This window comes from Thomasclavelia sp. (assembly GCF_017889095.1).
GTDB lineage: Bacteria > Bacillota_I > Bacilli_A > Erysipelotrichales > Coprobacillaceae > Thomasclavelia.
Genome location: NZ_JAGHEW010000089.1, coordinates 1 through 24,710, shown reverse-complemented (window position 1 = coordinate 24,710; position 24,710 = coordinate 1). Strand labels below are relative to the sequence as shown.

Sequence of the window (24,710 nt, the reverse complement as noted above, 5' to 3'; positions counted from 1 at the left end):
GTATGTATGTAGATGAAAATCGTTCAAAAGGAGTGAATGATTATGTCTGTTAGCAAATATATGAAAAAGGTGAAAACATCAAACGGCTATAAAGAAGTTGTACAGTGGCAGGTATATCTTCGATATAAAGATTTATCCGGCAAGACATGCAAAAAGCATAAGCGAGGTTTTTCACAGAAAAAAGAAGCAGTAGCATGGGAAAAACACTTTTTAAGCAAGGTGGAAAACTCGACTGATATAACTTTTCGTGAATTATATGAAAGATATATTGAATATCTGTGTCCAAAAACCAGCAAGAATATCTGCAAAATAAAAGGAAGCAGTTTACAGGGAAAAGTAGAAATATATAAATTGCATATTTTACCATATTTTGAAAATCGCAATATTCATGATATTAAAGCGATTGATATTGTTCACTGGCACGAGGAACTTGCATGTAAGAAATCATCCAGAGGAAATCAGTATCTATCTCTGGCATATTTAAAAAAGATACATGGGCAATTGAGCGCTATTTTCAACTTTGCTGTTAAGTTCTATGGTCTTAAAAAGAACCCCGCCAATATTGCAGGAAACTTTGATAATAACAATCATATCAGCAAGGTCGATTTTATTAACAGCAAGTGGTGGAATGCTAAGCAGTATCAGGAGTTTGCGGAAGCTGCTATGGATGATGATGTGGACTATCACCTGTTTGAGACACTGTTTTGGAACGGAGTTAGAATAGGAGAGGCACTTGCATTGAGAAAAAAAGATTTTGATTTTGAAAATAACTATCTTTATATCAGAGGTAATGCTTCTGGTAAGGAAGCGTACTGGAATGAAAATGATAATCTTGAATTTAGAGATACGATAACTACGCCGAAAAATGGCGAGCCACGAAGAATTAAAATGATTAAATCATACGCTGAAGAAATGCAGGACTATATCAGAAGACTATATAATTTGAAAGACGAAGATTTTGTTTTTCCCATTCATAAGAAAACAGTACAAAATCACTGGCGATCAATATGGAAAAAGACAAATCTGCCATATATGAAATTGCACGGCTTGCGACATTCGCATATTTCACTTTTATTTTCTTTAGGATTCAATGTTGTAGAAATTGCCAGAAGAACCGGACATAAAGAACAGACAGTAACTTATATGTATGCCGAACTTCTTGATGGCAGTGAAGACAAGATAATCAAAAGACTTGATGAATTAAGAAAGGAGGTGAACTAGCATGCCTTTTTACGGATATGGAGAAAGAAACGGCAGAAAGCGTAAAAACTGTGTTTGTTTTAGAGTCAGCGATGAAGAATTTGAATGGCTGGATGAACTGATAAGTTTAACTGAAATGAACAAACAGGAATATTTTATAAGTAAACTGCTCGATAAAAGTATAATTGTTTATGGCAATCCAAAGACTTATAAAAATCTTAAAAAACTAATCAATAAATACTGCGATACATTGAATCAGTATATTGAATGCGGGATTAAGATGGACTGGTATCAGACAACTATGTTATTACATATTGCTGAAATATTAAAAGGATTAAGCGAAGATACTGATGTAAAAAGTGAGGTGACAGAATAAAATGGACAATCAAATAAAAAGCAGGCTGGACATCATCAATAAAATAGATAATTTATCATATATGGTAGATTCTATTAAAGAACAGATAACTGTATTGAATGGAGCATATTCACAAATTGATTTTAGAGTCGAAAAGTATATATATGCAATTTCTATAAATTTAGATTCCATTTATAAAGAGTTAGTTAGACTCTCAAATGATTTGCATTGTTTAGATAATGAAACATAATTATGACAAAGGAGGAACGAGCAATGGTATATGTTCAAAGAGAAAAAATCAACGATATTATCGGATATTTAGAACTGTTAAAGGAGGATGCTGTTAATGAAGATATGATGCATTCCATAACACAAATACAAAATGATTTACTGGAAAATACTGTCAAGAATAAGCGAAATGTTTTAGACGAAATTAATCGCTTAATAAATTTAACAGCATCGTTAAAGGAACATGTATTTATTTTAGAAGATAAGAATGCGTGTGAAAATATTAATATACAGGATTATTCTATGCTGATTTCTGAAAGTTTGATATATATCGAAATTTTATTGCGAGAATTTTACATCGCAATAAATAATTTGGAAATAAAAAAAGCAGGAATTAATCCTACTGGTTGATTTCCTTGTTATTGGTTCTTTCCAAAAGATAATCTATTGATACATTGAAATAATCAGCAACATCAATTAGAACTTCTGTAGGTATATCAGTTTCACCTTTTTCATACCTTAGCATAGTTCTATCGGTAACACCAATTTTACGTGCCAGAGATGCACAGCTTAAATCTGCATCTGTTCTTAAATCTGAAATACGCTTTAATTTCATGTATCATCACCTATTTAGATTATATATTTTAAAATCTTCTATAATCAAAATCGGTCAGAAAATGACGGATTAACATTGAAAAATATTTTTAGGTAATGTAAAATTTATCTATAGAGAGATGAAAGATATAGGGAAGGGTGATTATGAAAAAAATCTTTAAAAATAAAAAAATATTTATAAGTATTATAGTATGTTTGATTTCATTTATCGTAATAGGCTCGATTATATTTGTACTAACTAGAGATAAGATAGTTTTAGCAAAAGAAACATATACTTTGGAATACGGTGAAAGCATATCATTGAAAGCTGAAGATTACGTTGATAAAGATAAAACTGATAAAGATGTAATATCCAAAATCAAGGTGTCATCCGATGAAAAGAAAAACGATAAGGAATATGCATCACTTGGAACACATACAGTCACTTTAAAATATGAAGATGAAACGCATAAAGTTAAGGTCACGGTCAAGGATACAACAAAGCCTGAGTTTGATAAGTCAGTAGAAGAAATCCAGATTACCAGAGACTGCAATCCGGATGAAGCAAAAGTATCGGAAATATTAAGCCAGTTCAATGCAACAGATTTACAGTAAGTCACTTTAACATTTAAAGATGATAAAGTCGATTACACCAAAGAAGGAGATTATAAAGCAACAGTCAAAGCTGAAGATGCTTCCAAAAATAAATCTGAAAAGGAATTGAATGTCAAGATTGTATCTCCTACGATTACATTTGATAAATCTGAAGAAACAATCTATGTTGAAGAAAATTTTGTCATTCAGGCAACTGTCGTGGGAAAAGACAGCAATATAACATTCTCTTCATCGGATGAAAGCATTGCTACAATCGATGGACAGGGAAAAGTAACGGGGAAAAAGGCTGGAACAGCAACTGTCAAAGCAGAGGCCAATGGAGTGTCGGCTGAATGCAGTGTAACAGTAAAAAAAGCACCAGCTAATTCAACGACTACGAAAAAGACAGTTACAAATCCAAATACCGGAAAACAGGAAGAAATAGTCATAGTAGAAAACAGCAGTGTAAACAGCCAGCCTCATCTTGTAAGAGAAATGGTAACATACTTCAATCAGGAAAGAGCAAGAGCAGGTCAGGACCCGCTTACATGGGATTCAGATTTGGAAAGTGCAGTAAAAACAAGAGCCAAGGAAATTACCACAAACTTCTCACATACAAGACCGGATGGAACTCAAGGGACAAGTATTGCTTACAGAGTTACAGGAGAAATTCTCCACTTTGGCTCAACAGGAACATACGATGCATACACTGCATGGTTAAATTCACCAACTCATAGAGAAGTTATGATTTCAAAATGGTGTACAAAAGTAGCTATAGCAAGATGTGGAAACTACTGGGTAGCACTGTTCTCATACAAGGTATAAGAGGTATGAGATATTAACAACATATATAAAAAAAACGATAATGGATCATTCATTATTTTTACACGAAAGCTATAGATTTCACACATTTAATGTTAGAATATAGCCAAGGATAGAGGAAATATCTACCTACAAATTAATTGAAAGGGGACTTATTATTATGAAAATGAAAAAAACAATAGTAAAATTAACTTCTTTATTTATGGCAGCGGCCATGGTATTTACGCTGAGTGGATGCAGCAGCGAGAGCGAAATCGAGAAAACGTTGTCCGAGTATGAACAATATAATCATATATTGCAAACAAACGAGTCTGGGGAAAAAATTAATTTTTATTCAGTTGGAGAAACAGAAGAAGGGTACATTGGTTATGACACTGTTAGAACTAGTTGTAATGATTATTCTGGATACTCAATTTTCATAACAGGAAAATATGGGTGTACTCTAGAAGAAGAATACGAACAGGTAGACAGCGGAGGAGAAAAATACTCGAATTTTTTAGATAAGTATAAACTTGAAAAAAACGAGTCTGGTTGTATTTCTCTTGACCCTCTTATAGCTGATATTGATGAAGAATACGAACTAAACGAACAAGACGGAAAGAAAATTTTTACTTCTAAAGAAAACGGTGAAACTGTTACTTTTGAGGATACAACAATCACAGTTGAATCAAAAGATTCAGAAGGGAATACAATTATAGAAACATATCAATTTAACAATGTAGATGATAATTACTATGAAAATGCTGCTAAGGAAATCCAGAACTTAAATGGTGCAACAAGAGCGCAAATCAAAGAAAAATTAGGACAATTTATCGAAGACAATTTAACAAAATAAAATTTTAATCAATAGTAGAACAGAAAGGATTTAAACAAAGTGTTTGAATCCTTTATTTATTTTTATAGAATATATATAATTTTTTAGAATGAATTACACCATGACTATATAAATAGATAACAACTGCTATAATATAGTCAGTTAAGATATAAAGTCTTAATCAGGACAGTTCACAGTCCTGCTGTAACAGGCAAATCCATATCAGAAAGAAGCAATTCAATTACGATATGACTATAACTAATTTTGAGGTGTAAGTATAACACTATTTGTTATGGTAGTGAACTGAAGGAGGTGAGTCGGTATTAGTAAAGCACTATTTTTTGGTGGTGAAGCTATGTTTGGAACTCACATTAAACGATAAGTGTAAAGGGGATATTAACAATGGAAAAATTATATGTTAATCATATAAAAAATGATTCAAATTATGTTGCATTAGTTACAGTGCTTGATTATGAAATTTTATTAAGCAAGTATCTAAAACAATTAACATTTGACTCTTCTTCAAACCAATCAAAAAGAGTTCTCGTTGATTTAGCTTTAAAATCCGGAATAGATAAAAACAGATTTATAGAATTTGATGTTAATGAATCAGGTAAAATAAAGTCAGAAAATCACAAATATGTTGTTCCTGATACATATTATATAAATCTTGCTAATAAATATCTAAAGGAAAAAGAAGAAATAGTTTCCAATTCTATGTTAACCGAATCACAAAAAAGAATGATACTGCAATAACTGTTTAGGAGAACAAACATGGCTATATTAAACAAATGGGATTTGGTTCAATATTTAATGACCAGATACAAAGAAAAATTTAACTGTGAAAAGATAACGCCTATCAAACTTCAAAAATCATTATATTTCTTATATGCTTATTGGGGAGGAAAGATAAGAAGTCAGCATTTGACAGACACCTCAGGTGACACTTTAGAAGAGATGGTCGAGATGGAATTTGGCTATGACGAAGATTTGTTTGATGCATCTTTTGAAGCATGGTTCTATGGTCCTGTGGACAAAGACGTATATGCATGGTTCAAAAATTTAACCAAAGAAGAGTATGACAAAATCAATTTTCAAAGGTTCAAAAATGTTGATAATTTTGTCATTGAATATATTGATTATTTGATTGATAAAATCCTTAATACAAATGATTTTGTTTTAATTGATATATCGAGAAAAGAACAATGCTGGAAATCTGTCTACAAAAGTGGTGAGAAAAATGTAATTGATAACGATAAAATAAAATGGCATTCAACAGTTGGAGCGTATGAAATCACTTTGTAGTGAACGAGATATTCTGTATGAGAAACAAAATGTTTTGAAAGGACAGAAATAGAAAATTGAGAGCAAGTTTCATTGGTAACAAACGGAGACATAATAGGATATTTTTGAAATTTATAGGTAATATTTCATTTAACATAATATAGCAAGAATTCCCCTTCTTCTATAAGTGGGGGATGAATTGAATCTCACTGTTGGTAAAGCAATAAATATATATAACACTAAAATTTAGCGAAAGGGTGATGAACATTGAACAAGGCATATAAATTCAGGATATATCCAAATCCTCAACAGCAGATACTTTTTACCAAAACATTTGGCTGTGTAAGGTTTATCTATAACCGTATGCTTGCTGATAAAATCATGCATTATGAGAAAACTGGACAAAAACTGAATATTACACCTGCACAGTATAAAAAAGAATTTGAGTGGCTCAATGAAGTAGATAGTCTTGCTTTGTCAAACGCTCAAATAAATCTTCAGAGTGCCTACAATCATTTCTTTCGTTCACCTAAAGTGGGATTTCCAAAATTCAAATCAAAAAAATCCCCTCACAGAAGCTATACAACCAACTGTATAAACGGAAATATCAGGCTCGAAAACGGATATATAAAGCTGCCTAAAGCTGGTGAAATCAAAATCAGACAGCACAGGGATATACCATCAGATTACAGACTCAAATCTGTCACTGTTTCACAGACACCATCTGGAAAGTATTATGCGAGCATATTATTTGAGTACGAAATCCAAGTACAGATGATAAATCCTCAGACTTTTCTGGGACTGGACTATTCTATGCATGAGCTGTACAGAGACAGCAATGGTAATGAGCCTCAATATCCTCGCTATTACAGACAGGCTGAACAGCGTCTGAAACGTGAACAGCGCAGACTCTCACTTATGCAGAAAGGCTCTAAAAATCGTGACAGACAGCGTATCAAGGTTGCTAAATTACATGAGAAAGTTGCCAATCAGAGAAAGGATTTTCTGCATAAACAGTCAAGACAGATAGCCAATGCCTATGACTGCGTATGCATAGAAGACCTGGATATGAAGGTAATGTCGCAAAATCTTAATTTCGGCAAGTCTGTATCAGATAATGGATGGGGGATGTTTGTCACGTTCCTAAAGTACAAGCTTGAAGGCATGGGCAAGTCTCTTGTCAAGGTGGATAGATTCTTTGCAAGCAGTCAGACATGTTCAGTCTGTGGATACAGAAATCCTGTTACAAAGAATCTATCTGTCAGGGAATGGGATTGTCCGCAATGTGGGACGCATCATGACAGAGATACTAATGCTGCTACAAACATAAGAAATGAAGGTATGCGTATAATTCTCGCATAACCTCAACCAAACATACAAAACCGTGGGACACACGGGGATAGCTCGTTGATACTGTTCTCAATAGGGTACTTGAGCGAGAAGTCCCCACCTCAATGCTAAGCATAGGTGTGGGAGCATGTCACGTGGGGGTGCTATAAATGTCTGCAGAGAACATTGAATTCGTTGGACATGTTTTAGATAATCTTCATGGGTTTATTTATTATATTAGAGCCGAAGAACAAATTTAGATAATTTTGGATAATTTGCAATCTTGCTATAACAGGCGAATCTATACCAGAAAGGATAAGATTATGACAAAGAAAGACATCTTTAAAAACATCTTTAAAGTAGACGAAGAATTCGAAATATTCAGAAGTATTGGAAAAAACACAGCAAAGAAAATCGGAGACTGGGATTTCTATCACCCAGATGACAAAAAGAATTCATTAATTGGTACAAAAGTTCGAGACATTGAAGATTTTAGAAAACAATAATTTTGATTCGAATATATTAACTGGGATATTTTACTGTCCCGCTGTAACAGGCAAATCCATATTGGAACGAGAAAATCAATTACAATATGGTCATAGGAACAAATATGATGGTAAAAAGCGAGAGGAGTAGAGAAGTGAATGAAAAACAAGGTATTCTGCGAAGAATGTCGCAAAGATGTAGATTACAGTATTGCAACAGAACGAATGGAAGGAATTATCAAAGGAAAAACATATTCCTATATAGGCAAGGTCGCTAAATGCGTTGAATGTGGAAACGAGGTATATGTCGCAGAAATCAATGATTATAACCTAGAAAAGTTGTACAAAAAATACAATAAGATGCGTTAATTTCATCGATATAATCCTCAATTTTTAGAAAGAAAAAATTTTTTTCAGTTTGATGCGCCATGTCTTGAACTGAACGGACTTTTAAGATAGAATTTTGGTATAATGGGATTAGTACAAGGAAGTGGAGGAAAAATTCCGCTTCCTTTTCTTATCCTGTTATAAATTTTATTACAACAGGTAATTCAAAATACCACATCAGTCCTTTTATTTTAAAAAAGGCCTTTTTTGTTTTATCTGTTAGAAAGGAGAAAAAACGACTTAATGAAAATCAAAAGTATTTTCAACAGAATTGCAAATGTTTTGATGGCAATCTTGATGGTGTTCACTACAGTCAATATTGCAGGGATTCAGCCAATCTTTGGTGCGTCTTCTAAAAACCTAATCTTTTCGATTGTGATAAAAAATATGTTTCCAGAACACTTCAAAAAGGAGTGTTCTTTTTTTTATGCTCTGACACCAAAACTATAGATTTGACAAAATCCTGATAATTTGATAGTGTCCCCGACTCTAATTTTGAGCAGGGTGTTTTCAACATGTATAAATTTGCGAAACACGTATGAGTGAGCAAAAAATCAAAATCAAATTAACAGGAGGAAATAAACATGGAAAGCAGATTAAAAGGTTATTTATTTTTTGAAGATGGAGATTATCCAATGGAACAGGTCTACGACGGAGTTAGATATTATTTTAAAGAAGAAACAGAAAAATGGGGTATCTATGTAAGTGCCGGAGGATGCCGAATCAATTTTACAAAGATGGATATTTGGTTAGCAGAACTTGATGAAATTAGAAAGCAAAAACGTCATGAAAGATATTTGGCAGATAAAGCAAAGGCAAAAAAGAAACTGGAGGAGGCAGTGAAAAATAGTGTGTAAAAAAAATAATATCATTTTTACACGACCGCTATAGACTCTTTTGCCAATTCGTACCATTGGACTTGACAGTTGAACAGAAGGCATTTTCATATATGCTTCTCTGTTCTTGCTGTTAATTTAAAAGGAAGGAGGAAACCTCATGCAAAGAGGAGAAGATTTCTTTGTAAGTATTGCTGATGAAAGGGTATCAGTATTCAAGGATGAAGTTGGAGATGTGTATTTTCAGTGCTGTTCAGTCAGTGAGATTAAAGAAAAGTCACTAGGCAGATATGTCTACCGAACCATGAACAGAAGCAATATTGTTATGACTGATGAGATTTATTACGCATTAAGGCATAACGCTGATTTTAGAGAAGAGCTAACAGGTTATCTTTATCTGCTGATCCACACAAAACAGAGCTGTCACTTTGTAAGCAGGGTGCTGAAAATTAATGTCAGTATTGAATGCTATGAAGACGGAAAATTAATGATTAGCTTTAAAGATTAATAGGTCGTTAGATGAGGTGATTACACCATCCCTATATACAGGAATGCCAATCCGTATTGTTTAAGATGATGAAAAATAAATTTATTTGACATCAAAAAATTCACAAAAGGAGCCGTGGTAACTGATAACAGATGATAAGAAGTTTTTTGAATATGTTTGTTACATAATGATATGTCATGTCGCTAGAATAGCATAATTCACAGTATATCATATATAAAAGTTTAAAAATCGACAGTCATATCATGATGAAGCAGAGAAAAAGCCGGTATTCAATTGGCGCTGAGTACCGGCAAGAAATAGCATGATTAAATTATTTTCACGTATCTATCAGTAATATTGCTATCTCTGCTTTCATTTTACTAATTTTACTGAAAATATCAATAAGGAGATTTGGAATATGAGCCAAAAATCAAAATTAAACAGAACTCAGGAATATTATGAAAAAATCAAGGAATTAGACCCATATAACAGCGGAGAGGATAAAAGGGAGTTAGATGTTACCAAATGGTTCAGCTTATGCATCAGGGATATTCTTGTATATAATGCAGATGATAAGCAATTCTGGTATTTCAACGGGAAATACTGGGAAGCTGACAATTGCAGCGTCTTTGCTCAAAGTCAGGCAGATTATTTCTGTGATGCAATTAAAATGTATAGTAATCATTTGGATAGCGTTACACAGAAAAAAGGGGGTCATAATTTTAAGGCAAAATATTATGCGGTGGAAAGTTATATTAAAGCAATAAATAATTTAGGCAAATTTGGAAATAGAGCAAAGCTTTTAAAGGATGTTGCACATCGCATAAGCGTGTGCTATGAAGATTTTGATAAGGATAAAAATCTCATTAACTGTCAAAACGGTACATACGACATCAGGAACAAAGTGTTTAGAAAGCACAGAAGTGAGGATTTGATTACAAAAATCACTCCTGTTGTCTATAAAGAAGATGCTGTCAGCGATGACTGGAATAAGTTTTTAAATGAGGTTATGGATGAAGACCAGTCAAAGGTAGAATATTTGCAGAAATTGTTTGGTTACTGTTTAACGGGTTCAACCGTTCAGGGGCAAATGTATATCTTTTACGGGGAAACAACCAGAAACGGAAAGAGTACCATGACTGAAACTGTAAGCTATGTTTTGGGGAGAAACAAAGGGTACTCATCAAATTCACAGCCAGATATGATAGCACAGAAGAAAATGTACAGCCGAGGCCCATCTGAAGATATTGCAAGATTAAAAGGAGTCAGAGCTGTGTTCATAAGCGAACCACCCAAAAACATGGTGCTCAACTGTGCACTGATTAAACAGCTTGTAGGAGAAGATACGGTAACTGCCAGAAAGCTTTATGGACATGAATTTGAATTCATGCCTGAATGCAAAATAATCATGCATACGAATTATTTGCCAAGATTTTATGATGAAAGCCTCGTGAAAGGAAACAAGCTGGTGGTCATTACCTTTAATAGACATTTCAGCGAGGAAGAACAGGACCATACATTGAAGAAACGTTTACAGGAAGAAGATAATGTGTCAGGCATCTTCAACTGGATGCTGAAGGGATTGGAAATGTATGAAAGCGAAGGCTTGAAAAAGCCAAGCTCTATCGAGCAGGATACAAGTACATATTACAGCATGAATGATTATGTGGGAAATTTCATTGCTGAGCATCTTATTCCTATGGATGATGCTGTTGAAAATGGAACTTCTATATATAATAGATATAAGGAATTTTGCAAGGCAGAGAAAATCGAAGTATGTTCAAACAGAGAATTCTATAAAGCGTTGGAGGAACACGGAGTTGCAATAGACCATGGCAAGGTGGACGGCAGGGAATGCCGTAAACGTATCAGAGACTTTAAAATTAGAAAATTATAAAATATGAGCATCATCAGTAAGGTATTACCAAATGGTAGTGCCTTTTTATTTAGAGCTTACAGCATTAGATATATAGCACATTTAGTCATGTGCAGATTTAACTGTTCAGGTGAGGGGATAGAGATTTTTAGAGAGTCGAGAGAACCTTGTCTTTAGAGAGGACAAGGTCAGCCCAGCGTTTTAGAGAGCAACAAAGTTGCAGTTTTAGGATAAGAAAGGCAACATTTTAGACAGAGCATTTATGCTCTCATGAGTATGGAACATGCAAAATAGTAATTTTTCTTGGAACAGAAGTCAGCATAGCTCAGTTCTGTTGTCTTTGTAGCCGTCCGTTGCCAAGAGAGTTTAGACAGGTTTAGCATTGAGCAGTATTATATTTTAGGAATAGTCAGCAATTCTAGTGAATTATATAGGATTTAGGTAAAATTAGTAGCAGGTTTGAGATGAAGGCAACAAAGGCAACATTTATTAAAAAAAAATTTTATAAATAATATGTCTTTTAAAAAAATAAATAGTTTTAAAATTTATGTTGCTTTTGTTGCCTTTGGTGTTAGACCTGCCTTTAGGAGGCAGGAGGCTAAACATTTTTCTAAAGGTTGATACGCTGGGTGGGGCTACACAATGAGTTGCAGATTATAACAAAGTGTTGCGTAACAGCAGAGTATTATTCTAAATAACAGTTACTGGTTCAGTGTCGATCGCTATGAAGCACATATCATCAGATACAGGATTTTAGAAAAACAGTTTTAGCTTGGCACTGGATGTTAAGAGAAAACAGATACATTGCATACAGCCGTCAGGCAAGTTTTAGATGATTTAGACATTCCTAAAAAGCTACACCTACAGCTTTTTAGACAAGAAATATTTTAATCTCCTATAAATTGTCTATCTATAAATATTCTTCTCACTGCTCTAATAGAAGCACTAAATAATGAAACTGATTCTAGCTAACTCTAACTAACTCTAGCTAACTCTTAAAAGCGATACCTATAGCTTTTAGTCAGGAAACACCTAATTTTTCTATGAACTGTCAACCTGCAAATATATATCATACAGCTATGACAGACTCTCTAAACTCTAAGCTGTCCTGCTCATTTTAAAAAGCGGTATCTATAGCTTTTTAAAATTATAACCAACTGCGAAGCAATAAAAGGAATATTTCTCTATAAGCTTTCATATTAAAACGAAGACCTAAATCTCTCAAGTCTTCGTCTGTTTCTGCTACCGCACTTAATAATATTTTCTATTCTACTCATCTGCTAGCTCTACTTCATAGACTCTTTTACTGTCTGAAGATTTCTCTTTGTTCAGGCATTTTCTTAGGGAATCCATCTGTCTTCTTAATGCCTCAGACTCATTTTTTCTTTTCAGCTTTGCTCCATGAGGAATGATGAAAGCACTGCGAGTTGGCTGAACATAATTCATTTTTCCTCACCTCCATCTTCTCTGTTAACAATATTCTTACAGCATGATGATTATGAAACTGACAGCAAATCATGTAATGCCTTGTTCATTAAAAATGTATCATAGAATGGAGAAAATATCAATTAAACTATAGCATTGACCATCTAATGCAAGTGAAAAAATAGAATGCGTAGTGGAGCCATGCATTGAGCAAAACAGAAAAATATGATATAATTATGATATGATGAAAGTAGAATATTTGGAAGGAAAATGCACTGAGCACTTTCCTTTTTTTGTGCCGAAAAAGGCAGTTCTACACCATCGCTATAATCCACAATGCCAAACCGTAACATTATAGTTGACATTAGGACAGAACGCATTTCATGCAATGTTTCATGGTTTTAAATGTCAAATTGGTAGAAAGGAGACATGCTTATGTCTAAAGAAAAACATTTAACAATTGAAGAAAAAACGCGCTTAGCAGTCAAATGCTTAGCACACAGCACATCAGATGAATCAGCCGTTCAGGAGGAATCAAAATCCAAATCAAAGGAGCAGGAATTAAAGGATTCGCTTATTCAAATTGCTGAAACAATGCGACAGCTAGGAGTTAATCTCAATCTTGAAATTTCTAAGCAACAAAGCAAGATAACTGTTGAAGATATTGCTACCGGAAGCAGATATATTCTTCGCTTGAAGCATCAGCAATCAGTAATGAATTTACCTCAAATTTCAAGCTGTACTGAAATAACTGAAAGCTACGATTTTGTAGAAAATGATACCACTAAAGATGTTAACGATGCAACCGGGAAGCAAAGAGAATCAATTATTAGAAACGTTAGAAACATTAAAAAATCAGGGAACAGATTGCTGATTGACGAAATGAATACACTGTTTATCACCAGAGGATATTCGCCTGAAGATGATTTTGAAACAGTAATTTTGCCAATGAAAATTGCTCAGGTATTAGTTGGAGAATTAATTGACATGTCAAAAAGAATTAAAAGCAGTAATGTCAAAGTCGAAGAATATCAATTCAAAACTGAAGCAGAACAGACTGAGTTACCTGCCCAAGAGAGATACCAGGTGCAAGTGGAAGAACAGGCAGAAGGCGAAGTTGATTTTTCAGAATTCTCGGAAGAGTTTGAGTTTGACGATTCAAACATTGAAGATGATTATGACATTGAATTTTAAAAAAAAGAAAGGGGATAGACAAATGTCTGGAAAAGTAAAGAATTTATATTTTGATGTTTTAGAAGAAACAGAAAAAGCAGAATATTTAAATGATTTGAATTACGATATTAGATTAATGGTAGCTGAAAAAAAGTGCAATCAACAGATAGATTTATACCGTCACGTTATGGATGAAATCGCTAAATCTTTCAAGAAGAACGAGGCTAAATACGGCTTCGTTCTTAAAAAGGAAAGAGAGAATTATTTTAATTGTTTCAAAAATATTTTTGGATTTGAAGAAAAAGAAAAGCAGAATGTGCTCGAATTATACAATTTCTGTTTCGAAAAATATCTAAAAGAAAATAAAAATAACTGTAAAGGAGAATAACAAAAATATGAAAAATAAAACAACAAAAAACCAAAATCAGAAAGTAATTTTTTCTGATGGCATTGATTCATTATGTGAAAAAAAGCCAGATTTCAAGAAGGAAATTGAAAATTATATTCAAAAGAATTTTAACATTAAAGACAGCCAGATAATTGAATGTGATTCATTTTTCACTGAAGAACCATATTATATTCAAAAGGTAGACGGCATCATCTACGTGTATTTCTGGGCAGAACATTAACCAGTTCTGCTTTTTTTGTTGAAAAGTTTTTATGCAAAAGGAGGTGATGTCCTGAAGTGAAGCTGACTGATTTTGAGAGAAGACTACTTAAAAATACAGGAGGTCTAAAGGAATCGGATATTAAATTCCTGATGAACTATTATCAGGAAGACGAAATGAAAAAGCTGATTGATGTCCTTAAAAGGATTAATGCCAGCGATGTAAAGAACAAGTTAAAAGAAAAAGAAATCAGGAAACTGGAAAAACTGCAACAGCTTAATTTTGAAAAACAGTGCAAATGCAACGTTGGTGCACTGGTGATTAAAAAAATTTTTGAACTCAATCTTTTAGAAAACTATTCACAGATTATTGAAAAGGGAACGAACGATTTAACACCGGAGTGTCAGAAAATCATGTTCAGAATACTTAAAGCTATTGAAGATGCTGATTTTAAATGAAGAACAAATGATGATAAAGATAACGGGTTGGAAAGCTAAGCTCATAATCGTATTCTAACGAATACCCGCAGATGCATGGATCAGCAGGGTGAACCTGCATCCGCTCCCAACCAGCCCAACCATAAAAAGGAAGTGATATGGATTTGGAATTAAGTTTTATCATGGAAAACAGGCATCATTTTCAGACAACTGCAAAATGCGCCTATATTGACAGAGAAGACTATAAGGATTTGACCGAAAACGTGACATACAGCTTTTCATGGAAGAAGGAAAAAAAGGATGACCTGATTCTTGCTGAAACAGTCATGCCTGAAGGAACACCAGAGGAATTCAAGGATATAGAAAAGCTTTGTGCCTCGATTGAACAGTGCGAAGCCAACAAAAGATTTGATGCACTTATATCAAGGGACTGCATCATGAACCTTTCCAATAATCTGGTTATGAAAGATAGAGATGGAAATATTGACAGGGAGGCTACAGCCAAGCTTTTAGAAGAAGACCTGAATGATTATTTTAGAGACAACTTCAAGGACTATATCGTTCACTATGCACTTCATATCAGTTCTGGCGAATCTGATGAAGGAAAGAACATCAATGATAACTTTCACATGCATTTTGTCGTCATGGCAAATAGATATGATGCTGAAAAAAAAGAGTGGCTGTCAAAAACGTATCGTGATGAAAAGACAGGAAAATTCATCTATTTTAGTGAGCTGGATGATAAAAAATTGAGTCCCAAGAAAATCAGGGAGCTGAGAGAAAACATGGTACTCCTGCAAAACAGAAAGTTGAAGGAGCTGGGGCATGAAGCCAACGTTGAGCATCAGTCGTTTAGAAAAAGGAACGTGGATAAAATCTATACCTATCATCTCAGTCGTTTTCATTACAATGAGCTTGAAAGCCTCAAGCAGAAATATGCCTATCTGGGTGATGATGCAAAGATATATGAAGCCATCATGAAGGAAAGAAACGATGGGGCAACGCTAACCAGAAAACAGCGACACAACCTTTATGCTGAACTTATTTACAACAATGGTGGTGAAACACTGTCAAAAGAAAAAGCAGTCAGTAAAGCTATGAATAAAAGTTTTCAGAACAGGGCATCAGGGTACAGAGCAAAGCGTACAGCATCCGGTGTTGGCAATGCAACCATCAGAGAAATATCAAAAAGCGTACATTCCACTCATCAGGCGGAAATGGAAGAATCAGGAAGAACAAGGAGCAGATAGACATGGAAGATATAAAACAGATTATAGATTTTATTGCTGAAAATCCAACGCTAGGCATCATGCTAATAATGATGGCAGTCGTTTTCATTTACAGCACTTTTTTCAGCAACAAGCCAAACAGCAAATTCACAGCAGGACGCATACACAAGACACATGAAGCAAGGAAATACAGAAGCAGTATAGATGATAACAATATCGTCATTACAAAGAACATAGCCTTGGGTACAGATGTCAATAAGACAAAGAACAATTTTATCATGGTTATTGCAGGAAGCGGTGGGGGAAAGACAACCAGCATCATCGAGCCCAATCTTCAGCGCAACATGACACTGGATAAGGTTATCAACGATACCGGAGATGTTCTCGAAAATAAATGGCACGACTATTATATAGCGCACGGCTACAGGGTAAGAGTGCTTGACCTTTACAATTTTGAGGGAGACTGTTTTAATCCGCTCTATTATATCAGAACGAGAAAAGGCAGACTGATTAAGGACACCCATGTATCATTCGATGAGGAAATAGACGATGACTATATCGACTCCCTGCTGGGGACGCTCATTCCTAAAAAGGACAAGGGAGATGATTTCTTTGACAGCACGACAAGAGAGATTGCAAAGACACTGATACTGCTTGTGTGCTATCTCGATGAATACAGGGAAAAGCGCAACTTCATTGAAATAGCGAGGCTGTTCAATCTTCTTTTTACTGATAAGGATGACAGCGGTATGTCGGAACTTGACAGGAAATTTGAGGAACTTGAACTTCAGCTCATGAAGAAGGAAGGTAACAGTGTCATCCCGCATGTTGTTCTTGATACTTCAATTCCAGCATCAGTCGTCGTTGAAAGATGGAAAAACGTACAGGCAATGGTAAAAGGTTCGGAAACATCGGACTTTCTGGCAAGTGTGCGTGGTTCATTCTCTGTTTACTTCACAAGGTTCTTAACCTCCAATGTCAAAAGAATAATGGAGAAAGACAGCATGCTTTTAGACAGGATAGGTGAGAAGGACAGCAGGATAAGCTGGTGGATAAAGACAAACGAATCATCAAGAAACTATGATTATATTTCATCGCTTTTCTATACGGCTGTATTCCAGATGATACTGTTCAATGCCCAGAAGAACAAGAATCATCGGCTGTCAAAGGATATATGCATGTTCATAGATGAAGGCGGAAGCGCCTATGTCAACAGCTTTGATACAATCATCTCGACATGCCGTAAAAAGGGACTGATACTGATATGCTGTTATCAGAGCATTTACAGCCAGCTCGAAACACTGTACGGCAAGGAAAAAGCAGAAACCATTGTAAGCAACTTTGCCATAAAAATCTATATCTCGGTTGACAGCAGTAAGTCGCAGGAGGAATTCATCAAGCTGACAGGACAGACAACCATCGACCTGAAGACGAGAAGCCGTTCGTCAAAATCGGAATCAACAAGCCTTGGCGAAAATATCCAGCCACTTATCAATGTCAACGACCTGAACAATATGAAGCCGTATACAGCCTTTGTGCTGATTGACGGTGATGTTTATTGTGACAGGCTACAGCATTATGAGAAAATGAAGGAATACAAGAAATATCTAAAAAGCATAGAGAACCAGTAAACGGTTCTCTATTTTTATAAGGAGGCAGATAAAATATGCAACAGAGCCGAACGAGAGAGGAACTGAAAAATATATTTTTAGAAGCACTGAAAGAACCTGACGGGATATGGCATCGGGGATGGAAACTGTTAAGACATGAGCGCAATACCAGCGAAATAGAATACAGAGGAATAAATCAGATATATCTTTCGCTTGTAACAGGTGCAAAGCATTACGATGACAACAGATGGTTTACATTTGCACAGGTTAAAAACATGTCTACTGAAGAAAGACCTGTACATATCAGAAAGGGCGAACATGGTTATCCCGTGGAGAAATGGTTTATGGCACTTCATAAAAATAAGATGGATAAGCATGACTATGAACAGCTTCTCAAAAAGGCAAATGATGTTATCGGCAGACCGCTTAAAAACGGGAAAGGAAAATATAATAATTATTTTGGTTTTGATGAAGTGAAAAGAATAGTTGCCAATACTGATATTGATGAAAAGCATTTTGACATGATATGCAGAAACTACACTGTATTCAACGGTATGCAAATTGAAGGCATTGAACCCGTTAAAAGAAACACCCTGAACATCGACCGTTATGATGTGGCACAGGAAGTTATTGAAAACTATCTCACCTCACAGAAAATTGAACTTTATCATTCGGCTGAAAACAGTGCATATTACAGTCCAGCAGGGGATATGATTGTCATGCCTTTGAAGGACACATTTACCAGTGAAGAAGAATATCTTTCAACACTTGCACATGAGTGCTGTCATTCAACCGGACATCATCAGCGACTTGACAGGAATCTGGCAAATAAGAGTGAAACTGAGGAATACTCCATTGAAGAACTGAAGGCTGAACTGTCCTCAGTTTTTTTATGCAATGAGCTGGGAGTGGAAATGTCCGAGAAGCACATCAGCAACCATAAAGCCTATATCCAGTCTTGGATTAAAGCCATCGAAGGAAAAGACGGTGAGAAGATACTTAATGAAGTCTTCAGAGATGTTTATGAAATTGTTGATTTTGTAAAGGAACAGGGAAATTTGAAAGAAATCATGAAACGTAAATCAGATGAAAGGGAGGCAAAAATAATGAACGATAAAGATGTACAGGAGCCAGTCAATAATATGGAAGAAGTATTAAAATATCTCTCTTTAAAGTATGAAGGGAATATGCAGGAAGTTTACAGAGCACTGGAACGCAAAGAAGAGATAGATGAAGGACTGAAACATGAACTTTTTAAAAAATCTGAAGATTTTGATTGTGTAACAATTCTTTCAAAAGAATATCCAGAACATTTTAAAGAAATGGAAAACCCGCCAATATGTCTGTTCTTTCAGGGGGATATATCAAAGATAGATGAACTTGCAAATACGTTACAGACAGTAGAATTTGAAGACCGTTCAAGGGCATACAATGTCATTGATATGGAAACTGGTGACCTTTTTATAGCATTTGAAAGCTGTGAAAAGGCGAAAGAAATCAGCCAGTCACTGGAATCAAAGAAATTCAGAATAAGGGAAATGGTAAGAGAATACAATCTTGCAAACTCAGAAGAAAATGATATAAAAATGCTCAACACTAATTCCATCATGGACTGTGGCAGTGAAATAGAATCAATAAGACACGCTAAAGAGATTAGTGATATAATCGACAGACTGATTCCTTATAACAGTGAGTGATGCAATATAAGCATCCAGTATAATGATATTGCCCATAGAAAGGTACCGGTTCAGATAGAACAGTGGACGGTACAGGAAACCTTTGATGAATGGATTCAGTATTTTGATTTGAAATTTGGAGCTGACTTCAAGATAGACAGAGCTAAGGATGAACTGATAATAACATGTCATGGGCAGACATATCTTGTAAATGATGAAATGCATCATACCGAAATGGACATTAGAATGAAGTTTAAGGATGAAAACAAGAGCTTTGCAGAACTGTTTGGAAAGAGTGAAAGTGCTAAAAAAGTGCATGTAATTTCAAAAGGAAAAAGCCGATAAAAGTGGTTACCAGCTTGGGTAGCCACTTATTTTTTTAAATAAAATTGTCCCTTTTTTTTCCAAAATATATTGAAAAAAACAGTGAATTATTGTACTATTTTGGTGTAATAAATAACTGTTTGGTGATTAAAGTAAAATAAAAGTTGAGCAAATTAACAGTACTTTGCCATTTGTGATAGTTGGTGGCAAAGTGGTGGCACATGATAAATATACTATATCTAATCAATATAATAAAAGTAAGATAGATATGTGATTGGTCAAAATTTAATGATTTGTTCTTAAAAAAACATATAAGATATTACCATACGTACAAGATTAATTTTAAGCTTAATATGATATTAAAAACTACGGAAATTATTTTCGTAGTTTTTTACTTTTATTAAACTATCGTTATAATTCCTTTTGATAATCAATATCATCTACTTATAAAATAGAAAGTAGATGATATTAATGAGTGAAAAAAGAAACAAAAAGCAAAACAGAGTTGTACATATTTTTACTGATATTTTACTTTGTAAATGATATAATTAAGCGTGAAAGTAGGTGATTTTATGGGAATCTATTTAAATCCAAGAAACGACAGTTTTCAACAGGCTCTTAATAATAAAATATATGTGGATAAATCATTACTCATCCAATATACAAATCAACTGATTAATACTGCTGATAATAAAATTTGTGTATCTAGACCTAGACGTTTCGGTAAATCAACTGATGCCAATATGCTTGCTGCCTATTATTCTAAAGGGTGTAATTCATCAAAAATATTTGATAATTTAAAAATAAGTCAAACTGAACAATATAAAGTTCATCTAAACAATCATAATGTCTTTCATTTGAATATGCAGGATTTTTTAAGTAAAACGCATAATATTGAAAAGATGATTTCACTGCTTGCTAAACTTCTTTTTAGAGAAATCAGCAAAATTTTTTCAGATGTAGATTTTATAGATTCATCTGACCTTATTCAAATTATAGAAGATATTTATGCTGAAACAGGAATACGATTCATTTTCATTATAGATGAATGGGATTGTATCTTTAGAGAATATAAAAACGATAAAGATGCTCAAAAAAATTATCTTGATTTTTTAAGAAACCTATTAAAAGATAAGCCTTATGTTGAACTTGCCTATATGACAGGTATTCTTCCAATCAAAAAGTATGGAACCCATAGTGCTTTAAATATGTTTGAAGAAATATCAATGATTGACCCTGGGCTACTAGCTGAGTTTATGGGATTTACTGAAAATGAGGTAGAAAATCTATGTTTAAAATATGATGTCAGTTACAAAGAAATGAAAGAATGGTATGATGGTTATCACATTACTCATGATTTATCAACATTTTCTCCACGCTCAGTCGTTTCATCTATTACACGAAAAAAATTCGGTAATTATTGGACATCTACTGAAACTTATGAAGCGTTGCAAATTTATATTGATATGAATTTTGATAATCTTAAAGACGATATCATAAAATTATTGGCTGGGGAAACTGTTCCTGTGCAAACATCATCATTCCAAAATGATATGACAACTTTAAAATCAGAAGATGATGTACTAACATTGCTGATACATCTTGGATATTTGGGATATGATTCAATAAATCAGGTCTGCTACATTCCAAACAATGAAGTCGTTGATTCTTTTGTCAATTCCATTAGATACTCTGATTGGAAAGAAACAACCAAAGCAATAACAAACAGTCAAAAACTATTGGAAGCGATGTGGGATCAGGACGAAGAAACAGTTGCCAGATATATTGAAGAGGCTCATTTAGATACGTTTATTCTAACTTATAACAACGAAAATGCTTTATCATATACATTATCTATTGCTTATATATGTGCCAGAAATCATTATACAATAATCAGAGAAATGCCAAGTGGCAAAGGATTTGCAGATATCGTTTTTATACCATATCATGATAAACCCGCGATGATTGTAGAACTCAAATGGGATGAAACAGTTGAAACAGCATTGACCCAAATTAAAGAAAAGAAATATCCAAAATCACTGGAAAAATATCAAGATAATTTGTTGATTGTTGGTATCACATATAATCCTCAAACAAAACAGCATCAATGCAAAATAGAAATAATTAAAAAGTAGTAAAAAACATCTATTATTTTAGATTAAGGGAGAAAGTTATGGATGTAGTAATTAGTGAATGTTTAAAAGATAACTACGAAGCTATTTATTTGTTGTTTAAAAATGAGTTAGGTTATCAAAATCTAAACTATAATTCATTTTGCCAGCGGCTTACAATGATGTTACAAAGTGAAAATTATCATCTTTTGGTTGCTTATAATAATGATCAGGTTGCTGGTTTTGTAGCTTTTGAAAAAGCTTACGCTTTAGAAATTGAAGGAGCCATTTTACGAGTGATTGCTTTGGCGGTTTCATCAAAATATCAGGGACGTAAAATTGGTACTAAATTAATGAATGCAGTAGAACTATATGCAAATAAAAATCAAATTACTACGATTACTTTAAATAGTGGATTACAACGATTACAGGCTCATGAGTTTTATTTAAAACAAGGATATGTGAAAAAAGGGTATAGTTTTATCAAAAAGAACATCTAGAGTGATGTTTTTTTTGTTATACTAAATAAAATGGGGTGTTTAATAATGGAAAAAACGATTTTATTAATTGAAGATGACAAAATGATCTTAAGTTCTTTAACAGAAGCATTACAGCTTAAAAATTATACTGTTTTTCAAAGCAAATCAGTAAAAGAAGCTATAGCAATTTTAGAAAAACAAGAGATTGTTTTGATTATTTTAGATATTAATTTACCTGATGGTAATGGGATAACACTATGTAAGGAATTAAGAGCAAAATATTCAATTCCAATTATCTTTTTAACCGCTTATAACGATGAGGAAACTATTGTGGCGGGATTGAATGCTGGTGGTGATGATTATATTTGTAAACCATTTAGTATTAAAGAACTATATGCCAGAATTAATTGTATTTTAAGAAGAGTAAGTGATGATAAGATAATTACTAGTGGTGATTTGCAAATAGATTTATTAAACTATAAAGTTTATAAAAATAATCAAGAAATAATTCTTAGTGCAATTGGTTATCAAATTTTATTTTTGCTTGTTAGTGCCAAAGGCAGAGTGATAACTAGAAACCAGTTATTAGATTTTATTGAATCAAAAACAGGTAATTTTATCGAAGATAATACTTTATCAGTCCATATTAAAAGGTTAAGAGAAAAATTAGGAGTTTATCAGGGAAAAGCTTATATTGAAACAATTAGGGGGATTGGTTATCGATGGAACAAGGAATAATGAAAGCTAATAGTATGCATTTAAAAATACTAATGAGCGTTATGGTAAGTAGTGATCTAATTGCTTTACTAACATGTCTTTCAATACCGGAAAGTAAATATATTTTACTTGGTTTGATGTTGATTGATAGTCTGGTAATTTATGTTATTTTAAAAAACAGTGAAACTAAGTTAAACAGGCAGTTAGATTATTTGATTGAATGTAGTGAGAAGATCATTGAAAATCGAATCGGGCATATTCAAATAATCGATGGTGAAAGTAAGTTAAGTGTTTTATCGCATAAATTATATTTATTAAATGAACGTTTTTTTAAGCTGTTAGAAAAAATTAATCAAGAAAAAGTAAAACTAAAAGATTATATTGAAGATATTAGTCATCAAATTAAAACACCAATAACTTCAATGCAAATAAATGAAGAACTATTACTAGAAACAAAATTATCATTAAGTCAAAAACAAAAAATTGAAAATATTTATGATCAGACTCAAAAGATCAATCAGCTTTTAGAAGTCTTATTACGCTTAGCTAAATTAGAAGCAAATACTATTGATTTTGATTTTAAAGATTATTATTTATATGAACTGATTGATAATGTTGAAAATATTTTAACACCATTATTATTACAAAATAACGTTAAAATTAATTTTAATGATACTAAGCAAAAGCTAAGATGTGATTTTGTCTGGTTATCAGAAGCAATTGAAAATATTTTAAAAAACTGTATTGAAATCAATCCTAATGATACAATTGATATTTACTTAGAAGATAAACCATCATATTTAAAAATCTATTTTCATGATCATGGAGGTGGTTTTAGTCAGGAAGATCTGCAACATTTATTTGATCGTTTTTTCAGCAGTAAAAATACTCGCGGTTTTGGGATTGGTTTAGCTTTGGCTAAAGAAATAATTAATGCTCATCATGGAACGATTGAAGCTATAAATGATCATGGGGCTTTATTTATTATTACGTTACCGAAAATATTCGCTAAACAAAAATATTAAATCATTTTTAATATTATCATTACTTAGATTATTGAAATATACATTGCAAGCTAAAAAGTTATAATAGTAACAAGAATGAAACTTATGTTATCAAGATGAAACGGGAGCGTGAATAAACGTTCCTTTTTGTATCAATAAATAAAAAATCATTAATTATTTTTATTAAAGTCACTAACTAGTAAGAATCACTTGCTATGATATAGATAGGGAAGGTGATTAGATGAATATTAATATGAAATTAGCTTGTCATGAATTAAAGCATAATAAACAAGACAGTAAAGCAACGATTTTTATGGCAACAATTATTTTTGTTCTGTTGCTTTCAATGGCAATTTTGATTCCGCTTTATTTTAAAGCCGATAGTCGAAAAGTGTTAGATACTAATGGTCATTGGATTTATTATAATCGTTCAGTAAGTCAAGAAAATTATCGGTTTTTAAAGAAGCATAATGATCAGGTAGCAGCAATTAGTCAAGAAGGGTTAGCTAACTATGGACAAAATTTTTTAGTTGTCAGGGTAGAAAATAATTTAAGTGATTTAGTTAATACTGAAACGATCATTAAAGGAAAGTTTCCTAATCCTGGTGAAATAGCGGTTAGTCAGG

30 protein-coding genes are annotated in these 24,710 nt (G+C 33.4%); 28 read left to right on the top strand and 2 right to left on the bottom strand.

Annotated elements, in window-relative coordinates; all coding sequences use genetic code 11:
* Nucleotides 1-42 precede the first annotated feature (42 nt).
* Genes J7M77_RS04105 through J7M77_RS04090 form a run of 4 tightly spaced genes read left to right on the top strand, consistent with a single transcriptional unit; the run spans nt 43 to nt 2,194 of the window.
* Nucleotides 43-1,221, top strand: coding sequence for a tyrosine-type recombinase/integrase (locus J7M77_RS04105; protein ID WP_296876270.1), 1,179 nt, complete (start codon nt 43-45; stop codon nt 1,219-1,221).
* A 1-nt stretch (nt 1,222) separates the two neighbouring features.
* Nucleotides 1,223-1,576 (top strand): hypothetical protein, encoded by a 354-nt coding sequence (locus J7M77_RS04100; RefSeq protein WP_296876269.1) that lies wholly within the window; start codon nt 1,223-1,225, stop codon nt 1,574-1,576.
* Nucleotide 1,577: 1 nt separating this feature from the next.
* Entirely contained in the window at nt 1,578-1,805 is a 228-nt protein-coding gene (locus J7M77_RS04095) for a hypothetical protein (protein ID WP_296876267.1), read from the top strand.
* 23 nt (nt 1,806-1,828) lie between these two features.
* Nucleotides 1,829-2,194 carry a hypothetical protein gene (locus J7M77_RS04090; protein ID WP_296876265.1) on the top strand — a complete coding sequence of 122 codons (366 nt, stop codon included), beginning with the start codon at nt 1,829-1,831 and terminating at the stop codon, nt 2,192-2,194.
* Here J7M77_RS04090 and J7M77_RS04085 read toward each other — a convergent pair.
* Complete coding sequence (locus J7M77_RS04085) at nt 2,184-2,399, bottom strand: helix-turn-helix transcriptional regulator (RefSeq protein WP_296876263.1); 216 nt, start codon at nt 2,397-2,399, stop codon at nt 2,184-2,186. The two genes, J7M77_RS04090 and J7M77_RS04085, sit on opposite strands and share 11 nt — an antisense overlap.
* A gap of 143 nt (nt 2,400-2,542) precedes the next feature.
* Between J7M77_RS04085 and J7M77_RS04080 the strand changes: the two genes are divergently transcribed.
* The 12 genes from J7M77_RS04080 to J7M77_RS04025 all read left to right on the top strand — a co-directional run bounded on the left by J7M77_RS04080 (nt 2,543) and on the right by J7M77_RS04025 (nt 11,312).
* Nucleotides 2,543-2,992 (top strand): hypothetical protein, encoded by a 450-nt coding sequence (locus J7M77_RS04080; RefSeq protein ID WP_296876261.1) that lies wholly within the window; start codon nt 2,543-2,545, stop codon nt 2,990-2,992.
* A gap of 105 nt (nt 2,993-3,097) precedes the next feature.
* Nucleotides 3,098-3,796: a CAP domain-containing protein gene (locus tag J7M77_RS04075; protein ID WP_296876259.1), complete on the top strand. Its 699-nt coding sequence runs from the start codon at nt 3,098-3,100 to the stop codon at nt 3,794-3,796.
* Nucleotides 3,797-3,953: 157 nt separating this feature from the next.
* The gene (locus J7M77_RS04070) at nt 3,954-4,628 is read left to right on the top strand and encodes a hypothetical protein (RefSeq protein ID WP_296876257.1); all 675 of its coding nucleotides are present in this window, start codon (nt 3,954-3,956) and stop codon (nt 4,626-4,628) included.
* 381 nt (nt 4,629-5,009) lie between these two features.
* Nucleotides 5,010-5,363 carry a type II toxin-antitoxin system RnlB family antitoxin gene (locus tag J7M77_RS04065; RefSeq protein ID WP_296876255.1) on the top strand — a complete coding sequence of 118 codons (354 nt, stop codon included), beginning with the start codon at nt 5,010-5,012 and terminating at the stop codon, nt 5,361-5,363.
* 18 nt (nt 5,364-5,381) lie between these two features.
* Entirely contained in the window at nt 5,382-5,912 is a 531-nt protein-coding gene (locus J7M77_RS04060) for a Panacea domain-containing protein (protein ID WP_296876253.1), read from the top strand.
* Between the two features lie 246 nt (nt 5,913-6,158).
* Nucleotides 6,159-7,253: an IS200/IS605 family element RNA-guided endonuclease TnpB gene (tnpB, locus tag J7M77_RS04055; protein WP_296876251.1), complete on the top strand. Its 1,095-nt coding sequence runs from the start codon at nt 6,159-6,161 to the stop codon at nt 7,251-7,253.
* A gap of 290 nt (nt 7,254-7,543) precedes the next feature.
* The gene (locus tag J7M77_RS04050) at nt 7,544-7,726 is read left to right on the top strand and encodes a hypothetical protein (protein WP_296876249.1); all 183 of its coding nucleotides are present in this window, start codon (nt 7,544-7,546) and stop codon (nt 7,724-7,726) included.
* 138 nt (nt 7,727-7,864) lie between these two features.
* Nucleotides 7,865-8,074, top strand: coding sequence for a hypothetical protein (locus J7M77_RS04045; protein ID WP_296876247.1), 210 nt, complete (start codon nt 7,865-7,867; stop codon nt 8,072-8,074).
* 261 nt (nt 8,075-8,335) lie between these two features.
* The gene (locus tag J7M77_RS04040; RefSeq protein ID WP_296876245.1) at nt 8,336-8,542 is read left to right on the top strand and encodes a hypothetical protein; all 207 of its coding nucleotides are present in this window, start codon (nt 8,336-8,338) and stop codon (nt 8,540-8,542) included.
* 134 nt (nt 8,543-8,676) lie between these two features.
* Entirely contained in the window at nt 8,677-8,949 is a 273-nt protein-coding gene (locus tag J7M77_RS04035) for a hypothetical protein (protein ID WP_296876244.1), read from the top strand.
* A 139-nt stretch (nt 8,950-9,088) separates the two neighbouring features.
* Entirely contained in the window at nt 9,089-9,436 is a 348-nt protein-coding gene (locus J7M77_RS04030; RefSeq protein WP_296876242.1) for a hypothetical protein, read from the top strand.
* Between the two features lie 397 nt (nt 9,437-9,833).
* Nucleotides 9,834-11,312 carry a phage/plasmid primase, P4 family gene (locus J7M77_RS04025; protein WP_296876240.1) on the top strand — a complete coding sequence of 493 codons (1,479 nt, stop codon included), beginning with the start codon at nt 9,834-9,836 and terminating at the stop codon, nt 11,310-11,312.
* A 1,248-nt stretch (nt 11,313-12,560) separates the two neighbouring features.
* On the opposite strand, the gene J7M77_RS04020 is transcribed toward J7M77_RS04025, so the two are convergent.
* Nucleotides 12,561-12,737 carry a hypothetical protein gene (locus J7M77_RS04020; RefSeq protein ID WP_296876239.1) on the bottom strand — a complete coding sequence of 59 codons (177 nt, stop codon included), beginning with the start codon at nt 12,735-12,737 and terminating at the stop codon, nt 12,561-12,563.
* A gap of 414 nt (nt 12,738-13,151) precedes the next feature.
* Between J7M77_RS04020 and J7M77_RS04015 the strand changes: the two genes are divergently transcribed.
* The 12 genes from J7M77_RS04015 to J7M77_RS03960 form a co-directional block, all read left to right on the top strand.
* On the top strand, nt 13,152-13,910 hold the full coding sequence (locus tag J7M77_RS04015; protein ID WP_296876237.1) for a hypothetical protein: 759 nt from the start codon (nt 13,152-13,154) through the stop codon (nt 13,908-13,910).
* Nucleotides 13,911-13,932: 22 nt separating this feature from the next.
* Nucleotides 13,933-14,277: a hypothetical protein gene (locus J7M77_RS04010; RefSeq protein WP_296876235.1), complete on the top strand. Its 345-nt coding sequence runs from the start codon at nt 13,933-13,935 to the stop codon at nt 14,275-14,277.
* 7 nt (nt 14,278-14,284) lie between these two features.
* Nucleotides 14,285-14,518 (top strand): hypothetical protein, encoded by a 234-nt coding sequence (locus J7M77_RS04005; protein ID WP_296876233.1) that lies wholly within the window; start codon nt 14,285-14,287, stop codon nt 14,516-14,518.
* Between the two features lie 56 nt (nt 14,519-14,574).
* Nucleotides 14,575-14,955 carry a hypothetical protein gene (locus tag J7M77_RS04000; protein WP_296876231.1) on the top strand — a complete coding sequence of 127 codons (381 nt, stop codon included), beginning with the start codon at nt 14,575-14,577 and terminating at the stop codon, nt 14,953-14,955.
* 137 nt (nt 14,956-15,092) lie between these two features.
* Nucleotides 15,093-16,184, top strand: coding sequence for a MobA/MobL family protein (locus J7M77_RS03995; protein WP_296876229.1), 1,092 nt, complete (start codon nt 15,093-15,095; stop codon nt 16,182-16,184).
* Between the two features lie 2 nt (nt 16,185-16,186).
* The gene (locus J7M77_RS03990; protein ID WP_296876227.1) at nt 16,187-17,794 is read left to right on the top strand and encodes a type IV secretory system conjugative DNA transfer family protein; all 1,608 of its coding nucleotides are present in this window, start codon (nt 16,187-16,189) and stop codon (nt 17,792-17,794) included.
* A 35-nt stretch (nt 17,795-17,829) separates the two neighbouring features.
* On the top strand, nt 17,830-19,470 hold the full coding sequence (locus tag J7M77_RS03985) for a zincin-like metallopeptidase domain-containing protein (protein ID WP_296876225.1): 1,641 nt from the start codon (nt 17,830-17,832) through the stop codon (nt 19,468-19,470).
* A gap of 875 nt (nt 19,471-20,345) precedes the next feature.
* Nucleotides 20,346-21,908 (top strand): AAA family ATPase, encoded by a 1,563-nt coding sequence (locus tag J7M77_RS03980; RefSeq protein ID WP_296876223.1) that lies wholly within the window; start codon nt 20,346-20,348, stop codon nt 21,906-21,908.
* A gap of 38 nt (nt 21,909-21,946) precedes the next feature.
* Nucleotides 21,947-22,384 (top strand): GNAT family N-acetyltransferase, encoded by a 438-nt coding sequence (locus J7M77_RS03975; RefSeq protein WP_296876221.1) that lies wholly within the window; start codon nt 21,947-21,949, stop codon nt 22,382-22,384.
* A 45-nt stretch (nt 22,385-22,429) separates the two neighbouring features.
* A complete protein-coding gene (locus J7M77_RS03970; protein WP_296876219.1) occupies nt 22,430-23,101 on the top strand; it encodes a response regulator transcription factor in 672 nt (223 codons plus the stop codon).
* On the top strand, nt 23,086-24,105 hold the full coding sequence (locus J7M77_RS03965; RefSeq protein WP_296876218.1) for a sensor histidine kinase KdpD: 1,020 nt from the start codon (nt 23,086-23,088) through the stop codon (nt 24,103-24,105). Before J7M77_RS03970 ends, J7M77_RS03965 begins: the two co-directional genes overlap by 16 nt.
* Nucleotides 24,106-24,325: 220 nt before the next feature.
* The coding region (locus J7M77_RS03960) for a hypothetical protein (protein WP_296876216.1) at nt 24,326-24,710 on the top strand (385 nt) is incomplete at its 3' end.